Source organism: Tichowtungia aerotolerans (assembly GCF_009905215.1).
GTDB classification, from domain to species: Bacteria; Verrucomicrobiota; Kiritimatiellia; order Kiritimatiellales; family Tichowtungiaceae; genus Tichowtungia; species Tichowtungia aerotolerans.
Genome location: NZ_CP047593.1, coordinates 642,544 through 660,774, shown reverse-complemented (window position 1 = coordinate 660,774; position 18,231 = coordinate 642,544). Strand labels below are relative to the sequence as shown.

16 protein-coding genes and 3 tRNA genes are annotated in these 18,231 nt (G+C 52.4%); 11 read left to right on the top strand and 8 right to left on the bottom strand.

What is annotated here, in order from left to right:
* Positions 1–219: 219 nt before the first annotated feature.
* From GT409_RS02795 to GT409_RS02760, 8 genes are all read left to right on the top strand, one after another.
* The gene (locus GT409_RS02795) at positions 220–1,335 is read left to right on the top strand and encodes a hypothetical protein (RefSeq protein ID WP_160626736.1); all 1,116 of its coding nucleotides are present in this window, start codon (positions 220–222) and stop codon (positions 1,333–1,335) included.
* Positions 1,336–1,338: 3 nt separating this feature from the next.
* Positions 1,339–2,076, top strand: coding sequence for a CYTH domain-containing protein (locus tag GT409_RS02790; protein WP_160626734.1), 738 nt, complete (start codon positions 1,339–1,341; stop codon positions 2,074–2,076).
* 185 nt (positions 2,077–2,261) lie between these two features.
* Positions 2,262–3,482 (top strand): site-specific integrase, encoded by a 1,221-nt coding sequence (locus tag GT409_RS02785; protein ID WP_160626732.1) that lies wholly within the window; start codon positions 2,262–2,264, stop codon positions 3,480–3,482.
* The gene (locus tag GT409_RS02780; RefSeq protein WP_160626730.1) at positions 3,479–4,051 is read left to right on the top strand and encodes a hypothetical protein; all 573 of its coding nucleotides are present in this window, start codon (positions 3,479–3,481) and stop codon (positions 4,049–4,051) included. The genes GT409_RS02785 and GT409_RS02780 overlap by 4 nt, the downstream gene beginning before the upstream one ends.
* Before the next feature lie 109 nt (positions 4,052–4,160).
* Positions 4,161–4,364 carry a helix-turn-helix transcriptional regulator gene (locus tag GT409_RS02775; RefSeq protein ID WP_160626728.1) on the top strand — a complete coding sequence of 68 codons (204 nt, stop codon included), beginning with the start codon at positions 4,161–4,163 and terminating at the stop codon, positions 4,362–4,364.
* Positions 4,361–4,714 carry a hypothetical protein gene (locus GT409_RS02770; RefSeq protein ID WP_160626726.1) on the top strand — a complete coding sequence of 118 codons (354 nt, stop codon included), beginning with the start codon at positions 4,361–4,363 and terminating at the stop codon, positions 4,712–4,714. Before GT409_RS02775 ends, GT409_RS02770 begins: the two co-directional genes overlap by 4 nt.
* A complete protein-coding gene (locus tag GT409_RS02765) occupies positions 4,707–6,065 on the top strand; it encodes a primase-helicase family protein (RefSeq protein WP_160626724.1) in 1,359 nt (452 codons plus the stop codon). Before GT409_RS02770 ends, GT409_RS02765 begins: the two co-directional genes overlap by 8 nt.
* 229 nt (positions 6,066–6,294) lie before the next feature.
* Positions 6,295–7,284 carry a hypothetical protein gene (locus GT409_RS02760; RefSeq protein WP_160626722.1) on the top strand — a complete coding sequence of 330 codons (990 nt, stop codon included), beginning with the start codon at positions 6,295–6,297 and terminating at the stop codon, positions 7,282–7,284.
* Here the strand turns inward: GT409_RS02760 and GT409_RS02755 are convergent, their stop codons facing one another.
* The 6 genes from GT409_RS02755 to GT409_RS02730 all read right to left on the bottom strand — a co-directional run bounded on the left by GT409_RS02755 (position 7,285) and on the right by GT409_RS02730 (position 9,841).
* Positions 7,285–7,440: a hypothetical protein gene (locus GT409_RS02755; protein WP_160626720.1), complete on the bottom strand. Its 156-nt coding sequence runs from the start codon at positions 7,438–7,440 to the stop codon at positions 7,285–7,287.
* A gap of 117 nt (positions 7,441–7,557) precedes the next feature.
* Entirely contained in the window at positions 7,558–7,974 is a 417-nt protein-coding gene (bamE, locus tag GT409_RS02750) for an outer membrane protein assembly factor BamE domain-containing protein (RefSeq protein WP_160626718.1), read from the bottom strand.
* 1,152 nt (positions 7,975–9,126) lie between these two features.
* Positions 9,127–9,202: transfer RNA gene (locus GT409_RS02745), tRNA-Lys, on the bottom strand.
* Between the two features lie 53 nt (positions 9,203–9,255).
* A complete protein-coding gene (locus GT409_RS02740; protein ID WP_160626716.1) occupies positions 9,256–9,570 on the bottom strand; it encodes a hypothetical protein in 315 nt (104 codons plus the stop codon).
* Between the two features lie 22 nt (positions 9,571–9,592).
* A tRNA-Leu gene (locus GT409_RS02735) sits at positions 9,593–9,673 on the bottom strand.
* Positions 9,674–9,765: 92 nt separating this feature from the next.
* Positions 9,766–9,841: transfer RNA gene (locus GT409_RS02730), tRNA-Ala, on the bottom strand.
* A 182-nt stretch (positions 9,842–10,023) separates the two neighbouring features.
* Between GT409_RS02730 and GT409_RS02725 the strand changes: the two genes are divergently transcribed.
* On the top strand, positions 10,024–11,808 hold the full coding sequence (locus tag GT409_RS02725; protein WP_160626714.1) for a DEAD/DEAH box helicase: 1,785 nt from the start codon (positions 10,024–10,026) through the stop codon (positions 11,806–11,808).
* Between the two features lie 159 nt (positions 11,809–11,967).
* Here the strand turns inward: GT409_RS02725 and trpB are convergent, their stop codons facing one another.
* Entirely contained in the window at positions 11,968–13,185 is a 1,218-nt protein-coding gene (gene trpB / locus GT409_RS02720; RefSeq protein ID WP_160626712.1) for a tryptophan synthase subunit beta, read from the bottom strand.
* A gap of 195 nt (positions 13,186–13,380) precedes the next feature.
* Between trpB and GT409_RS02715 the strand changes: the two genes are divergently transcribed.
* Positions 13,381–14,040 (top strand): FMN-dependent NADH-azoreductase, encoded by a 660-nt coding sequence (locus tag GT409_RS02715; protein ID WP_160626710.1) that lies wholly within the window; start codon positions 13,381–13,383, stop codon positions 14,038–14,040.
* An 8-nt stretch (positions 14,041–14,048) separates the two neighbouring features.
* The gene (locus tag GT409_RS02710) at positions 14,049–14,681 is read left to right on the top strand and encodes a phosphoribosylanthranilate isomerase (protein ID WP_160626708.1); all 633 of its coding nucleotides are present in this window, start codon (positions 14,049–14,051) and stop codon (positions 14,679–14,681) included.
* 12 nt (positions 14,682–14,693) lie between these two features.
* Here GT409_RS02710 and metH read toward each other — a convergent pair whose 3' ends face one another.
* Positions 14,694–18,119 (bottom strand): methionine synthase, encoded by a 3,426-nt coding sequence (gene metH, locus GT409_RS02705; protein ID WP_160626706.1) that lies wholly within the window; start codon positions 18,117–18,119, stop codon positions 14,694–14,696.
* Between the last annotated feature and the right edge of the window lie 112 nt (positions 18,120–18,231).

Below are 18,231 nucleotides of genomic sequence, written 5' to 3'. Positions count from 1 at the left end.
TTCTGCTACTTGTCTTTAACGTGCTAGCGAATTTGAAAGATCCTTTGGTAAATTGGAATCAGGATGCGCTTCACTGTTGTGTCTTTAACTGTTTTAAGACGTGGGTGTAGAGAAGGGGTGTGGGTTGAAGGCATAAAGTGGCCGATGAGAACTGTAACCGGTTTCTCGTTGGTAAACGTATTGATCAGAAATAACACAGAATAAACGTTTGTCTGTCATATGGCCAAGAGCACAAAAAATGGTGGGTTGATCAAGGGCGTGCCGACAGCGGTGCTGGTGAGCATGCTGATTCATGGCGGAATCGCTCTGCTGGCCGGCGGGTTGGTCGTCTTTACGATGGTCCAGAAGCCGGAAAAGAAATTTGAACCGCCGCCGCCGGTGAAGCGCCAGAAGATGGAGCTTAAAAAACCGAAGGTGAAGGTGAAGAAGCAGGTTCGCCCCAAAGCGGCCAGTCGGATTACTTCAAAGAATGTTCAGAATATGACTCAGCTGCAGCTGCCTGAGATGCCGAGTATGTCAAAAGGGCTCGGCGGAGGCGTCGGCGGGTTTGAGCTGATGCCCGATGCTTCGGACATCGGACTGTTCGGCACGAAAAACTCCATTGCGATGGGGAATGATTTTGAGGGAACGTTTTATTCCCTGGAAATGAAGCGCGACGGATCTTTTGAAGCAATCGGGGTTGATAAAACACAGGCCCTGATCCGTCGGTTCATGAACTCCGGCTGGAACCCGCGTGTGTTCGCCCCGTACTACCGCTCTCCTCAAAAACTCTACACAACGCATTTTATGATTCCCCCGATTCCGTCGGAACATGGTCCGGCACAGTTCGGCATTCAGCTGAGTGAGCAGGTGAGTCCGGCATTCTGGCTGATTCATTATAAAGGAAAGATCGCCCGCAAGGACGGCGGACGTTTTCGTTTCCGCGGAACCGGAGACAACTACCTGATTGTTCGGGTGAACAAGCAGGTCGTGCTGGTGACCGGTTTCGGAAACTCCCAGATGCTGCACTTCGGCGACTGGCGTTCGGCGCATAAAGACAGCTGGAAATATCTGATGGGGCACGGGTGGGCCACGGTCAGCGACTGGTTTGAGCTTGAGCCCGGCGTTCCGGTGGATATGGAAGTGATCGCCGGCGATTATTACGGCGGCTGGTTCAAAGCCATGCTTGCAGTGGAGGAGCAGGGTGCCATTTATCCTAAAAACGAGGATGGGATGCCAATCCTGCCGGTATTCCATACCGCGGAGATCCCCGAGAAGGTGAAAAATAAAATGACCTACCTGCTGACCCCGGGAGAGATCAATCTGGACAGCGACTTAATGTTCAATGTGTACTGATTTATGAAAATGAGCCGAACCATTTTAGGAATACTGTTTGGCTGCGCAGTGATCTGTGCAGGTGCCGACGGTATGCGCATCTGGCGCACGCAGTCCGGTGAGAGGATTGAAGGCCGATTCGTACGGGTACTTCTTGGTAAGGTGCAGATCGAAACCTCTGCCGGAGAAAAAGAGTATATTCCGCTCGGAGAGCTGTCTGAATGGGACAAGAAGCACCTGTCCTCCATTTTTATTCCTAAGGTGAACATCAAGTTCTCCGATTCCTCGCGTGCCAAATTCAGGAGCAAAAATGCGTTGGCGGATGATATCATCCGAATTGTAACCGGGACCGTTGTGGTGGAGGCGAAAGATAACATTGAAAGCGACACGCTGCGCATGGAGGTGTATCTGATCGGTGAAGAAGTCGCCGACGATGGCTACAGGTTATTGCGCAAAGCCTCGAAGCCTTTGAGTTTTAATGAAGAGAACGATTATACCTGTCAGATGTCGCTGGAGACCGAATCCCGACGGTATATGGAATACAACTATCAGTTGCGCGGCTGTCTGTATGCCGGATATGTTGTGATTATATTCGATCGGCAGGATCATCCGGTTGAGTTCAAAACCGACCTCAGCTGGATTACAGAAGACCGGCTGGATGCCTTGCGAGGCTTTGAGGAGGAGGACTTTTTCAGCGATCAGCTCAAATCCCGCCCCATCCCTCGACCGAAATACTCCAACGCCCGCGTTGGGGTTCAGTAAAGGTGCGGAATCAAATGGTAGACGCGCAGGGGCTCGAACCCTGGACCCGCTGATTAAGAGACAGTAGGTCATGATTTTATAAAGTGTTGCAATGTAGATTGTTACTGTAGTAATAAAAATAAAGATGCAACCAATTTGCAACGAATGCTTGCTTTTCCACGCCTATCTTTCATCATGTTGCCATTATGAAAAAGGCAACGGATGCGACATTCAAAGAGGACAAATTCGAGATTCACCACGGCTTTCGAATTCGGCTAATTGAGACAACGGCAGGGAAGCGGTATCAGGTAGACCTTGGGCGCAAATCCGGCAAGCATGTTCGGAAGACCTGCAAAACAAAAGATGCTGCCATTGGCTGGGCGCAAAAGAAGAGCATTGAGGCCGGGAACAAGGGGATTGCTGCCCTGCGGTTCAGCGATGAACAAAAAACGGATGCAGTTGAAGCCCTGTTTTTGCTGAAAGAATACGGGGTAAACCTGAGAGCTGCTGCTAAGTTCTACATAAAACACCATCAAAAAGTTGATAGCTCGAACGGTTTCGGCCCTTTAGTAGAGCAGTATATCCAGAAAAAAGAACGTGACATGAAGCGCGGCGATTTGCGCCCCCGCTCGTTCAGCGAAATTAAAAAATGGCTAAAACCCTGCAAGGAAGCGTTCGAACATATGGCGGTTGATGCCGTAGAACCGAAGGACATTGACGTTTTTTTAGATGAACAAGGGATTCAGGGAACGAGCCGTGCAAATCTAAAACGCTATCTGGGTGGGTTCTACAATTGGGCAATGCGGGAGGGCAAAGCGACCGCCAATCCCGTTAAACGCACCCGCCAAACAGTGATGGAATCGCACACCCCCGGCATTTATACACCCAAAGAGGTAAAAGCCATTTTCAAACAGGCAGAGGAACTGCACCCCGACCTTGTGCCATACCTTGCTCTTGCTTTTTTCGCCGGGGTGCGCCCCGAAGAAATCACCCGTCTAGGCTGGAAGGATGTTGATTTGAATCTCGGGGAAATTCACATTCGGGCCGATCAATCCAAAACCCGCTCGGCCCGTATTGTCACCATGCCGGAGAATCTGAAAGCATGGCTTTTGAAATACCGCAAAAAAGACGGGAAGATTTTCCCGTACTCCGCGACTACTCTCAAGCGGTGGCGCGTAAAGGTCTACCAAAAGGCCGAAGCTCCATCTATTCAGGACGGGGCGCGACACACCTTTGCAACCTTTTGCTTTGCGCTGGAAGGGTTGGATGAAACCCTGCACCGCCTAGGGCACACAGATTCTAAAATGCTCCAGCGGCACTACAAAGGCCTTGCGAAAAACCGCAAAGCACAGGCGCAATCGTATTTCCAAATCAAACCCGCAACAGCGGGGAAGGTGGTGCAAATAAAAAAGTCGAAGGCGGCATGAGCAAGCTAGAAACCCTATCAGAATTTATCACCCCCGGCAGGGTAGGAGCTTATATTCCTACTCTTTCCCCAGAAGCCGCAACTGCCTTAGCAAGAGACACCATTCCTCTTTGCATTTGTTTTCAGCATGTTTTTAATTCACGCCTTCCGGAATCAAATGAGTTCAAGGCTTACCTGAAGACTTTGAGCGAAAAAGAACTGCTAAATATCGACTATATAAGGGTGGACGGGTTGGAAATAAAACTGGCTCGCAGGAAAAGCGACCTACAGCGAGGCCTCGACTCGCTTTGGAAAAAAACAAAAAAGCCGAATTGTCCGAATCATGATGGGGTGAGCTTTTACCAAAGCATTCTGTCAAAAAAGTTTGGTAAGGGAAAGAGCCGGAAGCCCTACAGCTTGCTGCAAAGATATGTTTTTAGGCAGTTTGCAGACCTGTTTGAAAAACATGCAGAAATGGCCCCAAAGACGGGCTCTGCCAGCTGTTTTCTTTCGTATCTTGAGCTATGTCGAGACTCGATGGATGGCGACCTGAAAAACATCAGGGCTTTAGCAATATTGTATTCTCCCTAGCTATGTGTCTAATTTAGCACCTTTGTGCTTGCTGCAACAGTCCTCCATTATCTCCTCCTGAAGGCGAGAATCTCATCTTGCCGTACATAGACAAACAGAAGGAGATAATATGGCGATAAGCAACAAAACAAAACCACGCGCCCTTAAGGCGGGGGCGGCTAGTGAATATCTGGGAATTTCCCGGCGCTATTTACACGACCTCACCAAACAAGGGCGAATTCCTTATTCTAAAATAGGGCCTCGCTGTCTTGTTTATGACATTGCCGACCTCGACCTCTTCTTAGAAGAGTGCAAGATTGGGGGTGCGGCATGAGTGACAGGCAAGACGTAACAAAGCTAATCCTTATCTCTCCTGTAACTTGCTGTGGTGACGGCCAATCTCAAAGCCAAGAGGAACCCTTTTCGTTTGAGCTGATTCCGGGAAACTATTTCCTTGGCATATCCATCAAAGGGGATGACCTCAAGAATGTTGAGATACTGGGATTCAACTTTTACGGAAAGGTAAAAGAAGATGACCGGATCAAAGTAAACCCGAAATGGGCCTTGCCTCTTGATGAGATTGTTTCCATTCCGCTGAGCGCATCAAAGATGCGCCTCCGACAAATCATAAAAATGATTCTCAAAGCGCACCCCGACTTTTTGGAAGGGGCTGCTAATGACTAACAGCTCCCAACGAAAGGCAATAGCTGTAGCTAATGACCCGAACCCGCTGGATCATCCATTGTTCAGCGGGTTTCGGCAAGAGATGGTCCAGTTCAGCCCTGAGCTTGTGAAACATATCTATTTTGACCACCAGCGGAACCGGTATCTGTATGGGGCGAGCGATGGAAGCTATATTGCCCTCCCGTTGTCTGACGTAAAGAGGCGACTGAAAAAGCTAGGTATTTCCAATGCCCGCGACCCGCTTACAGAGCTAAGCCTTATTGACGATTGTTTGCTGTTCGTTCAGGACAATCAGAGCATTCAATTTGCAGGGCCGCTTGCCGGGTATCCTTGCGGGATGGTAGAGCAGTGCGGGAATCGAATTCTGGTTACATCAGAGGCAAAGCCCTTTGATATAGTGGAGGGAGAGTATGCCGTCCTGCTTGAATTTTTAGACGGACTGCTTGGGCACAACGCCGATCAGTTGGAAACTTTTTTGCTATGGTGGAAAGGGATAATCTGGGAGCGTGAGAAACCCAGACAGGCCCTTGTTATCGGCGGAGAGCCCGGGAGCGGCAAATCCTTGCTTCAGAAAATAGTCAGCTACACGTTAGGCGGACGCTCTGCAAAGCCCTATCGCTATCTGACAGGGCGCACAGAATTTAATTCGGAACTGTTCGGAGCGGAGCACCTGATTATTGACGATGAAAGTGCAAGCACTGATCACCGAAGCCGGGAGAGCCTAGGAAATGAGATAAAGCAAATTGCTGTAGGCTCCGAACACCGCCTGCATGCGAAAGGCAGGGATGCAATCATGCTTTCCCCGTTCTGGGTTTTGAGTTTCAGCCTGAACGATGAGGAAGAAAATTTGCAGGTTCTTCCCCGGATGGAAAAGAGCCTTGAGGATAAAATTATCCTGTTGCAAGCACGGAAATCTCCGCTACCAATGCCAACCAATACGGCAGAGGAGCGGTCGCAATTCTGGAAGCGGCTATGCAGTGATGCAAGCGGACTTCTGTACGTGCTCAAAGATATGGACGTGCCCGCCGACAAACGATCTGAACGGTATGTAGTAAAGGCCTTTCATCATCCCGAGCTTTTGCGGGCACTCCGCAATACCTCCAAGGAAACAGAGCTGCTTGAGCTGATAGAGACGCATATTCGGCTTCCGTTCCGGGGTTCGGCGGCATCGTTAGACGGAATGCTTAGGACGGCAGCACCGCAACAGACAAGCCAGTTGTTCAGCTTCCCCAGTGCGTGCGCGGCCCTGCTTGGAAGGCTTCAGAAAATACACCCTGAACGGGTTGAGAGCGTAAGAAGCAAATCTAACAGGGAATGGTGTATCGCACCGGAAAAAGAACAAGGGGGCTAGATTTTGAAAAAAGAGCTAAAAAATCAAAATCCCTTGAGACGGGTGTCACCCTTGCCGGGCTTGAAAAACCGCGTGTGTCACCTTTTTAGCCCTATAAATAAAGGCTGGTGTCAAGGCTCCACCCTCTACCTCTATAGTCAGATAATAATAATATAAATAACACAGGAATGGGGCAGAGGGTGACACCCCGTCACCACACACACACGCAGAAAAAAAAGGAGAAATTGCCATGAACAAAGAAAAACTAAAACAACATCTCCGCCAGCACGCCCCGGATATGCGCTCAAAATACCTGCACAAGCTGGAAACCCTTCCCCCTACAGGTGCGGGGTATCATCCCGCTATTTTGGGGGTAGCGAATATCGGAGTGAAAGCGGGCTTTGACGATGAGACGATCTTTGAAGACATTCGCGGGCAAACCGATGAGTGCGCCCGCTATGTGCCAGACTCGGAAATTTGGAGTGCTGTTCAAAAGGCCCGCGCCGACCATGAGCAAGGAGCAGAAAACATACCCGCACCACCGCCCCCGACAATCGGCTTGTCCTGCGCTCCCGCTACGTTGAAAAAACGGTTGATACAGGTGGGTAGAAAATATTCAGAAAATGCCCTGCTGGAAAAAAGCACATTGCAACTAGGCGGGCATCCTTTTGAGGATTCCCTTTGCCTGCTGGAAGCATTCTATGCGCCTTGTGAATACCTTTTTATCGGTTCTCGCTATCTAAAAGAGCCCTGCACTGTGGCAGATTTTAAGGAGTTCATCATACAGGATCAGGACACCAGCAAAATGCCGCACATAATCCCTAACCCATTAACAGGAACGACACACAAAACTAAAGACGGGAAGGACTCAATGCGATGCGATGCGGCAATAAAAGAATATCGGTTTGCGGTGGCGGAATTCGACAATATGAGCCGCGAAGACCAGATAGCTTTCTGGTGTGCGGCCCCGTTTCCCATTGCCGCCCTCATTGATTCAGGCGGGAAAAGCATTCATGCATGGATAAAGCTTTCAGAAATCTACACCCCCGAACAATGGCGGCTCACTGTAAAGGAAACCCTGTACAGGAAAATGCTTGTCCCGATGGGGTGTGACCCTGCTTGCGCTAATCCGTCACGCCTAAGCCGTCTGCCGGGGCATTACAGAGAGGAAAGAGGCCGATGGCAAAGGCTGCTTTATATCAATCCCGCCCCCAGCCCAAAGGGCATATTCAAAAGCTAGTTAGGAATAGATTTTCCAATAAACAATTGCCCCTACTGCAATAATCAATATTCCCTGTACGGCAATTATAAAGCCTATCAGGTTGTGGATCTCCTTGAGGTAACGGGTTTGTTTTTTACTTTCCTCAAGCATTTCTGAAGATGCAGATACGTCCATTTTTTTTCTCCATTTATAAACCGCTACGTGGGGCTTTTAAAAAAATCGTTATTCCTCCTCCGTAAATCGCGGGGTGCAATTTTTGTTCGGAAAATTTTTGGGTAAAATTTTTTTCCGCTAACGGCGACCTCCGGTTTGGTCAAAAACGCTCACTGTTTTTACTACTCCATTGGAATCAAAGCCGATGGTTATGGAATGAGCCTCAGAGTCTACGCTGCCAATCAAGGGCCCAACAATTGGGATGAACATCCTTTTTTGAGCTTTTGCCTCAGCATAAGAGTAGCTCCATGTTTCCCGGTCTGATCCGATGCCTATACGCATAGTTGGAGGTCCAAACAATCGGAGGACTTCGTTCTTACTGGTCTGACCTTTAACTATTTTTTGGCGAGCATCTAAGTTTGATGCGCTTTTTGTTCCAGATGAATATGCGCAGCCTGAAATGACCATAAATCCCACGGTAACAAGGATAAGAGCGCGAACAGACAAATTGCGGGCTAATTTAATCATAGTGACCTCATATTCCATCTCATCCATAATTGTCCTTTCTGCCTCAAAAAAAGAGGCGTGACTCATGACGCCCCCGCTCAAGGTACCGCCAAGCACCCGCACAGAGAAACGAACACAAGCCACGCCCGAGCGGGCGCGTCCCTGTGCAGACTGTTCTCTGTGCTTAAAATTGGCGGTTTCTGAGCAGAGCAACTTACACAAACGCAAAATTCAAATGTCTGGGCGAACCGTACTCCTTTTTTGAAGGAGTGCAAGAGCGGAAAAGTTTAGGTGAGCAAGGTGGTTGCTTGAATTGCTTCAAATCACTACGCTTTTACATCAATGAAGCACACAACTTTTACCCTCTGGTCAGATAGCGCAAAACGAAACTCAATTGGTCTTGCTGCCCTAATTGTTTTAGCCATTGCTCTAGCGTTTTCCATGTCCTTAAGCTTGGGATATAGCCTGATTAGTGGAACATGCACGGCTCTTATTTGGGCTGCCTTGGCATATATTGGAACATGGGTTAGGGATATAAAACTGGAGCAGGCTTTGAAAACGGCCCTCTCTCCCCGTTCGGTTGGGTTTCACATAGGACCATCGCCAAATAGCCAGTACGTGTATTTAACAATTAAGAATTGTACTTCGGTCGAAATCACTATCCGTAGTGTCAGATTTTTAACAAATCTCGAAAATCATTATTTTATGCCTGATGACCTGTCTAAAGTCTCGGGGTCTCATACAACCATATCCCCCATGCATGTTTCAGATATGGAATGCACCGTATCAGGCGCTGCAACGCACAGCTTTGTGGTCGTTCCCCCGTATACCACGTCATCGTGGGGGCTCTTATGTTACAGCGGGTGCAGTTGGTTTAAGTCAGACAGTATAAGAAGGAATGGTAATCCGGTTAAACAAACGGTTACAGGGTGCCGAATAGTGTTTGAGTATCCCGGATTTTTTGGCAATCGAAGGATTCTTACGGTCGATACTTCTCCGCAGGTGTCTAATGGTCTGCATCAAGACTTCGAGAGCTTGAGAGAAAAATACAGTGATTAGTAGTGGGAGGGAGGCGATGCAACCAAAATGCAACGCTGAGTATGTTTTTTTCGGGGCTTTACGCCTAAAATGCAACCAGTTAATTCTGCAAAACAATCAAGTAAAATTGTAGTTAAGTCATTTGTTTGCAATGGTTTGTGGTGGTAGACGCGCAGGGGCTCGAACCCTGGACCCGCTGATTAAGAGTCAGCTGCTCTACCAACTGAGCTACGCGTCCATCAGACAAACTATCAATCTACTGCGCTCCGTCGTTCGGCGCAATGAAAAAGCTTAACGTCTGTTCCGGGTGCGGTGCCGGTTGTTCCGGGTGCGGTGGCGATGCTGTTTTTGGCTGTTGCCATGTCGCCACAGGTGGGGGTGCCACCAGCGGCCGGTGCCGACCAGAAAGATAAAAAACGCCAGTAAGATTGTGACGATCAGAGAGAGTTTGGTGCGGTTCGCTGCCGCCAGATCGCCGGAGTCGGCATACAGGTGAAAGGACAGGGTCAGCAGGGTGCCGATGGTCAGCTCCAGAATAAGCAGAACCTTGATCGGCCCGGGAATTTTCAGGCTGAAGTTCGGCACGCCTCCGTGTTGCGGCATCATGTTGTTTTCCCCTTTAACTGAATGGGCGAAGCGGGACTCGAACCCGCACTCCGAAGGAACTGGATCCTAAATCCAGCGCGTCTACCAATTCCGCCACTCGCCCGTACGTAGAAAAATACAATATGGAAAATGCCGTCCGGATGGCAAACTCCAAACGGCGGCACTTTAATCTTTCTATCGAAGACGGGGATAAGGTGGTGGAGCGAAAGGGGATCGAACCCTCGACCTCCACATTGCGAACGTGGCGCTCTACCAACTGAGCTACCGCCCCGAAAGAAGCGGCAAATATACTAAGCGGCCTTTTTGTCGGCAAGGATTTATTCCGGGATTTGGGTTGATCTTTGGCGGGTTTGCCCCCATGTTCCCGCCGCACTCAGTTTTTGAGGCCCCGGTGTTTAGTGCAGGATGAAGATCGGTATTTTGGGTTCCTGCAACAAAACATTGGGTTAACTTATGAAATTCTCCGACTTGGGGCTCAGCCCCGAACTGCTCGCCGGTATCGAAAAACTCGGCTTTGAAACACCGACGCCTGTCCAGGGCGAGGTAATTCCGTATCTTCTGGATAACGATGATGATGTGGTTGCGCTGGCGCAAACCGGCACGGGCAAAACCGCCGCTTTCGGCCTGCCGATTCTCGAACAGCTGGATTTGACGCACTGTGCGCCGCAGGCGCTGATTCTCTGTCCGACCCGCGAGCTGTGCATGCAGATTGCGCGCGACCTGCAGAGTTTTGCCTCCTGTATGCCGGAGGTGAAGGTGCTGGCAGTCTATGGCGGCGCGGATATCCGTCGTCAGCTCGACGCATTGAGCGCCGGCGTTCAAATTATCGTGGCCACTCCCGGTCGTATGCTCGATATCCTGCGCCGCAAGCGCGCGGACTTTTCCTTTATTGAACGCGTCGTACTCGACGAAGCTGACGAAATGCTCAACATGGGCTTTGAGGAAGACATCGAGGCGATTCTGTCTTCCGTGAATGATATCGCGCAGACGCTCCTGTTTTCGGCCACCATGCCTAAAGAGGTAGCCAAAATCGCCCGCAACTATATGGAGGATCCGCACGAAATCACGGTCGGTTCGCGCAACGCCGGGGCCGAAAATGTCAGCCACGACTATTATGTGGTGCATGCCAAAGACCGTTATCGCGCTTTGCGCCGCATCGTCGACTTTTACCCCCGCATGTACGGCATTGTCTTCTGCCGCACCCGGATGGAGACCCAGCAGGTTTCGGATCATCTCCGCAAAGACGGCTACAGCGCCGAGCCGCTCCACGGCGATCTGACCCAGATGCAGCGCGACAGCGTTATGAAAAAATTCCGGGACCACCACGTCCAGATTCTCGTGGCCACCGATGTCGCCGCGCGCGGACTGGACGTGAATGATCTGACTCACGTCATCAATTATAATCTTCCCGATGATCTCGCCGCCTACACTCATCGCAGCGGACGCACCGGCCGCGCCGGGAAAGAAGGGATTTCTGTTTCGATCATTCACATGCGTGAGCACCATAAGATCAACCGATTGCAGAAAGCGCTCGGTAAAAAGTTTACGCAGAAACCGGTCCCGACCGGCGAGGAGATTGCCCGGGTGCGCCTCATGGCGATGGCTGAACGCGTCCGCGACTGGACGGGCGGGCCCGGCTTGATCGATAACTATCTTGAAGAACTTACCGCTATGCTGGCCGACCTCTCCAAAGAAGAGCTGATCAAACGCTTTGTCTCGATCGATATGCACCGCATGCTTCTGTTCTATCGCGATGCGCCGGATCTCAATGTGCAGCCTTCGGAACGGCAGAGCGAACCCCGCAGAAAAGACGGACCGCGCGAGTCGGGTCGTGAGAAGCGTGAAAACCACGAGCCGCGGCAGATGACTGCCGGCATGGTTGAGCTCGTCATGAACGTCGGGAAAGTCAACGGGGTTACGCCGAAAAAACTGATGGCGATGGTCAATGTGGCCGATCGCGACAAAAGCATCGAGATCGGTCGGATCAATATTGTAAAAATGCAGTCCTATTTTGAGGTGCCGCGCGGCGATGCCATGGATGTGATCGACAGTTTTACCAAAAGTTATGTCGACTGTGAGGGCCGTCAGGTCAGTGTCGCGATGGCAGGCAACACAAAGTCCCGTCCCAATAAGCCGAAACGAAAAGGTTCTCCATCAGATGGAAAACCCTTCGATAAGTTTAAGGATAAACCCCGCAAAGGCGGCCGCGGGCAGGGCGGCCCCCGCAAGCGCCGCTGATGCGGCGGTCAGATTTTTCAGGGTTTGGAAGGAGGCTGAGCCTCCATCCGGCTTTCTTTTCCAACCTTTGGAAATTCAGGACCTTTTTCCCAGCTTTTGGCCGCCGGAAGTTCCGGCGACCAATTGAGTTTCCAATGTTTGGAAAGGGTGGGTGAAGGCTCAGCCTTCCTCGCCGAATCCGTAATTGTCGGCGATGAAGTCGATGTCTTTATCCCCGCGGCCGGAGAGGTTGACGAGGATGGATCCGGAGCCCATCTCTTTGGCTTTCTTCATAGCGAAGGCCACGGCGTGTGAGCTTTCGAGTGCCGGAATAATACCTTCGTAGCGGCAGAGTTTGTAGAAGGCATCGAGGCATTCCTTGTCGTCGGCGGTGGTGTACTGCACGCGGCCTTCGTCTTTGAGGTGGCAGTGCTCCGGACCGGTGCCGGGGTAGTCGAGGCCGGAGGCGATGGAGTAGACGGGGGCGGGTTCGCCCTGTTCGTCTTGCAGCATGTAGCATTTGAAACCGTGGATGATGCCGGGCATACCGTAGGTCATTGTGGCTGCGTGCTCGCCGGTCCCCGGGCCGCGCCCCAGCGGTTCAACGCCCCAGATTTCGCACGGATCGTTCAGGAACGCGGAGAAGATTCCCATGGCGTTGGATCCTCCGCCGACGCAGGCGGTGACGAGATCCGGCAGGTTGCCGGTCATTTCCTGGAACTGTTCGCGGGCCTCGATGCCGACAATCTTCTGGAAGTCGCGCACCATCATCGGGAATGGGTGCGGGCCGACGACGGAGCCGATGCAGTAGATGGAGTTTTCGGGGTCGGCGAGGTAGGCGTCGAAGGCGCTGTCGACGGCTTCTTTGAGGGTTTTGAGTCCGTGAGTGACCGGAACAACAGTGCAGCCAAGCAGTTTCATGCGCACGACGTTGGGGTGCTCTTTAGCAATATCAACTTCGCCCATATGGATTTCGCATTCGAGGCCGAAGTAGGCTGCGGCGGTGGCGAGGGCCACGCCGTGCTGACCGGCGCCGGTTTCGGCGATGAGTTTCTTTTTGCCCATGTATTTGGCGAGCAGGGCTTCGCCCATGCAGTGGTTGAGCTTGTGGGCGCCGGTGTGATTGAGGTCTTCGCGTTTGAGGTAGATTTCCGCGCCGCCGGCGAGTTCGGAGAGGCGTTTGGCGTGGTAGGTGGGGGTCGGGCGGCCCTGGTAGTGTTTGCGGATGGAGCGCAATTCGTTGATGAAATCAGCCGATCTGCTGATTTTCAGGTAGGCGTCGTGGATTTCTTTCATCGGCCCTTCCAGCTGCGGAGGAAGGAACGCTCCGCCGTATTCTCCGAAATTGCCGTTTGCGTCGGGTGTGTTTTCAAAATAGTTGCTGTAGTCCTGCTTCATTAGGGAGCCTCCTTGTTGAACAGTTGAAAAAATGAAGGGAAAAGGGTAGTTGATCGGCCTTCGCAAAGCAAGGAGAAGCCGGAGCCGGGCGGCTTTTCGACTTCGGCAAAGAGAAACGCTTGTTGCTCGACTCGTTCTGTTGTTAAAGTCTATCTTACATTATTTGCTGATGAAAAAAACAAGGAGTACCCTCTGATGAATATTTTGCATGTTTGCGCAAATCCGAAGCCGACCGAGCAGTCCGTTTCTAAACAGCTTGCTGCCCGGTTTTTCGGTAAGCTGATGGAGATGAACCCTGATGTGGAGCTCAACAATGTTGATCTTTATCAGGAGAAACCTCCGTACTACTCCAATGACCTGTTCCGCCGTATGTGGAATCCGGTCCTCGATCCGGTCTACGAGTCGTCCAAAGCAGAGGAAGCTGCCGCGCACTATGCAACCAAACAGGCGGAACTGTTCAACGCCGCCGATGTGCTGGTTCTCACCATGCCGATGTGGAATTTCTCGGCTCCGGCAGTCATGAAAGCATGGATCGACCAGGTTCTTTCTCCGGGCCTTACCTTCGAGCTCAACGAAGAAGGACCGAAGCCGATCCACAAAATCAAATCGCTCGTTCTGCTGGTCGCTTCCGGTGGAGTTTACAAAGAGGACGACGAGCGCGATGCTCTCGCCCGCCAGGTGAGCGCGGCTTTCGGATTTGTCGGTATCGACGATGTCCGCATTGCGTGGGCTGACGGCCAGAACCCGTTGTTCAACAACGACAGCGAAGTCCGCCGCGAAATGGCCTTTGATGCCGCTGAAGAACTTGCCGAAGAGCTCGCCGAAGAAATGGCGGAGGAAAGCTCCGAAGGATAATTCGCTGCATGAGCGTATTTATTAAAATCTGCGGAATCTGCTCCAGAAAAGATCTGGAGCAGATTTGTGCATTAGGGCCGGATGCCATCGGTTTTATCTTTTGGCCGAACGCCGGGCGCTATGTGCGTCCGGAGCAGGTGGCTACGTGGCTCCCGGCAATTCCGGAAACCATAAAAAAGGTTGGTGTGTTTGTGGAGCCGCCGGCCGATACGGTTGAGTCTATCGCCCGCACGTGTGAGCTCGACGTCATTCAAATCCATTTGGTTTCCAATGATTGGAAAATTGACCGTCCGCTGTTCCATGGCCTGGAAATATGGCTTTCGCCGCGCATGAGCGAGGGCGTTACCGAGAATCTGCTTAAAGTGGTTGATCCTGAGCCGTCAGTTCTGCTTGCGGATTCCTTTGATCCCAATACGGTCGGCGGTACCGGCAAACTCAGCAGCTGGGACCGGGCGGTTGAAATGAAAGAAACGCTGGGCCGGCCGGTGATGCTGGCCGGCGGCCTGAATGCGGACAATGTTGCCGAGGCAATTGATGTCGTTCATCCGTGGGGCGTGGATGTCAGCTCCGGCGTCGAGAAGGAACCCGGTGTCAAAAACATCCGCAAAGTCAAAAAATTTATTAAAGCCGTCCGGGGATAAACCCGGCTGGTTCTACAAATTAAAATAATACGACTGCGGATGGTGGGTCACCAGAGCAAGGGTGGAAACCTCCGGGTCGCACATAAACAGCTCGGTCGTTCGCAGATTGATGCGCTCGGTGTCGAGCAGATCACAGACGACTTTATTCATCTCGAGATCAGGGCAGGCGGCATAGCCGAACCCGAAACGGCTTTGGTCGAGCTTTTGTTTCCAGATTTCTCTTAGCGGCAGATCACCTTCATCCGATCCCCACTGAAGGCGCACCTGTTTGTGCATATATTCGTTGAGGGCTTCGGCGGTCATGATGGCCAGCCCGTGGAAAAGCAGGTAGTCCTGATAACAATCGGCATCCCGCAGTTCCTGTTCTTTTTCCATCACCTTGTGTCCGATTGTGACGGCTGTCAGTGCGCAGACGTCTCCATCCGGACGGAAAAAGTCGGCCAGACAGTGATGAGGCGCTTTGTTCTGGCGCGGAAAGGTCGTCGGGATCTCTTCGCCGGTTTGCGGGTTGGTCAGGTAGAAATGATCGCCTTCTGAGCGGCATTTGAAAAAGCCGTGAACGGTTTTCGGTTCGAAGATCTCGCGGGCCAGCTCCTGCATTTTTTCAAGGTTTGGATACACCTCTTCATCGAGAAGTTTCTGATATTCCTCGTCGGACAATCCGCCTTTTTTATAGCCCCATGCCCCTTTGATCAGACCATCGAGGTCGAGATACTTCCAGATTTCATCGAGGTCGATATCTGTTGTGATCCACGTGTCGAGTTCTACATCGGGAACCGGCACATCCTGAGCGATCGGTTCGGACTGTTCTTCCTCTTCGTGTCCAGAGTCTGGAACTTCACAGCCGAGTCCATCACGGGTCGGCTCAACATATTCCGGCAGGCGGCCGGTGTCCTTGAATGTCTGCAGGGCGGCCAGTCCGGCAAAAGCATCTTTGCAGTAGAGTACCTCTCCGGAATAGTGTGGACGGCAGGCTTCGTGAACAAATTTTTCGGACAGCGCGGCTCCGCCGAGCAGGACCGGGGTTTTGAACCCGGCCTGTTCGAGAACCTTCATGTTTTCAGCCATCACGGCGGTGGATTTCACCAGCAGCCCGCTCATGCCGAGTGCGGCGGCGTTATGGTCTTTGACCGCCTGCATCATTTGCTCGATCGGCACTTTGATGCCGATGTCGACCGTATCAAAACCATTGTTGGAGAGAATGATCCCAACCAGGTTTTTGCCGATGTCGTGCACATCACCGGCCACGGTCGCCAGAACGACCAGCGGTACGGTTTCGTCTGCTTCGGTAGTTGTCATGAACGGTTTGATCATATCCACCGCCCGTTTCATAACTTCCGCGCTTTTCAGTACGAACGGCAGCTGCATGATCCCGTCATTAAAGAGGCGGCCGACCTCTTTCATGGCCGGGAGCATGATGTTGTTCAGAATATCTTCAGCAGCCTGTTCCTTGAGCAGATCGGGGACTGCCGGTTCAAGCCACGGAATTTTCCCGCGAATAATGGCGTCGCGCAGTACTTCGTCCGCCGGGCGCTCTTCAATGGAAGTCTCCGATTCCTCAACCACATTTTCAAACAGGTTGATGTAGTTTTCGAGCGGGTCGCCGTTGGAGGTATCGTTCGCCAGCAGCGCCTCGGCACCTTTGCGCAGCTCGTCCGGAATTTCGTTGAGCGGTACGATGGCGGCGACGTTGATAATGCATGCGTCCATGCCGGCTTCGACCGCCTGATGCAGAAAGACCGCATTCAGCACTTTGCGCAGCGCCGGCTTGAGGCCGAACGAAATGTTGGACAATCCCAGCATGGTACGTACGCCCGGCAGCTCGGCTTTGATCCGGCGGATGGCTTCCAGGGTTTGGAACGCGGCATCGCGCAGCGTATCGTCACCGCTGCAGATCGTAAACGTCAGCGGGTCGATCAGCAGATCCTCGGCGCGAAGTCCTCGCTCAACGCAGAACTCGACCAGTTGTTTGGCGATCGCGAACTTTTCATCCGCATTCATCGCCATTCCCTTTTCATCGATGGTCAGGCCGACCAGTGATGCCCCGAATCGTTTCGCCAGCGGAACGACGCGCTCGGCGCGCTCTCCGCCGTCTTCAAAGTTGATGGAGTTGATCATGGCCCGGCCGCCGTAGCATTTCAGTGCGTCTTCAATGACGTCGGCGGAGGTGGAATCGATCATCATCGGTGCAGTGCATTCACGCGCCATACGCGGAACGAGCACCTCGATGTCTTTGCGTTCATCGCGTCCGGCATAGCCGCAGCTGAGGTCGAGTACGTGCGCACCGGTTTCTTCCTGTTCGGTCAGTATGTGGAAGGCGTTTTCATAGTCATTGGAGAGCAGGGTGTCGCGGAATTTTCGAGAGCCGGTGGCATTGGCGCGTTCGCCGATATAGAGCGGCGCGGGCTCCTGTGTCAGCTCCACAGCGGAAAAGAGACTGGCTGCCTGTTGCGGGGCTGGGGCCGGTTCGCGGATTTTCCAACCGTTGGAAGGAGGCTGAGCCTCCACCCCTTCATTGTTCCAATCGTTGGAAAATTGCTTTCTCAATTCGGCAATGTGTCTGGGCGTGGTGCCGCAGCAGCCGCCGACGATGGAGAGACCGTGTTCCCGTGCGAGAGCGCCGACTTTTTCCGCGAACTCTTCGGGCTGGAGCGGATAGTGAACGGAGCCGTCTGCCCGTGCTTCGGGCATTCCGGCGTTGGGCATACAGGCGAGCTGTGCGGGCCACAGTTCGTTAAAGGTGTCAAGATGGTGTTTCATGGCGTCCGGCCCCGTGGCGCAGTTGAGGCCGAGGACGTCAATCGGGTAGGGGGCAAGAATGGCAGCGGCTGCCGCCGGGCTGGTTCCGACCAGCAGCGTGCCGGTGGTTTCAATGGTGACGGAAACGTAGCGCACGATATCGCTGTCCGGCCCGAGGATATCGTCCGCCGCCGACAGCGCTGCCTTGATCTGCAGCGGATCCTGGCAGGTTTCGATGATCAGTCCGTCGACCCCACCGTCGACCAGTCCCTGAATCTGGATTTTATATGCGGCCAGCAGTTCGTCGAAAGTAATGTGTCCCAAAGACGGCAGTTTGGTGCCGGGACCAATGGAGCCGATGATGTAGCGCGGCTGCTCATCGGTCGAGAATTCGTCGGCCACCTCGCGGGCGAGAGCGGCGGCGGCTTTGTTGATTTCATAAGCGCGGTCGGAGAGGTTGTATTCGCCGAGCGTGATTGGTGATGCGCCGAAGGTGTTGGTTTCCACAGCGTCGGAGCCGGCTTCAAAATAGGCGCGGTGCAGTCCGCGAATGACGTCGGGGGCTGAGAGGTTGAGCCATTCGTTGCAGCCTTCGACATCGCCCCACTGTTCCGGGGTGATATCGCAGTTTTGGAGAAAGGTTCCCTGGGCGCCATCGAGTAGCAGCGGTCTGGATTGGATTCGTTCTTTGAGTTTCATGCGGGGAAAGCTAACAGCTTTGCTCGGCTTTGGCAATCGGTATATCCTAAAATCCGGATAGACGGATCTTAATCTTTGGCGGTATTTTTTTTCTGCGCGAATAGAGATTGGG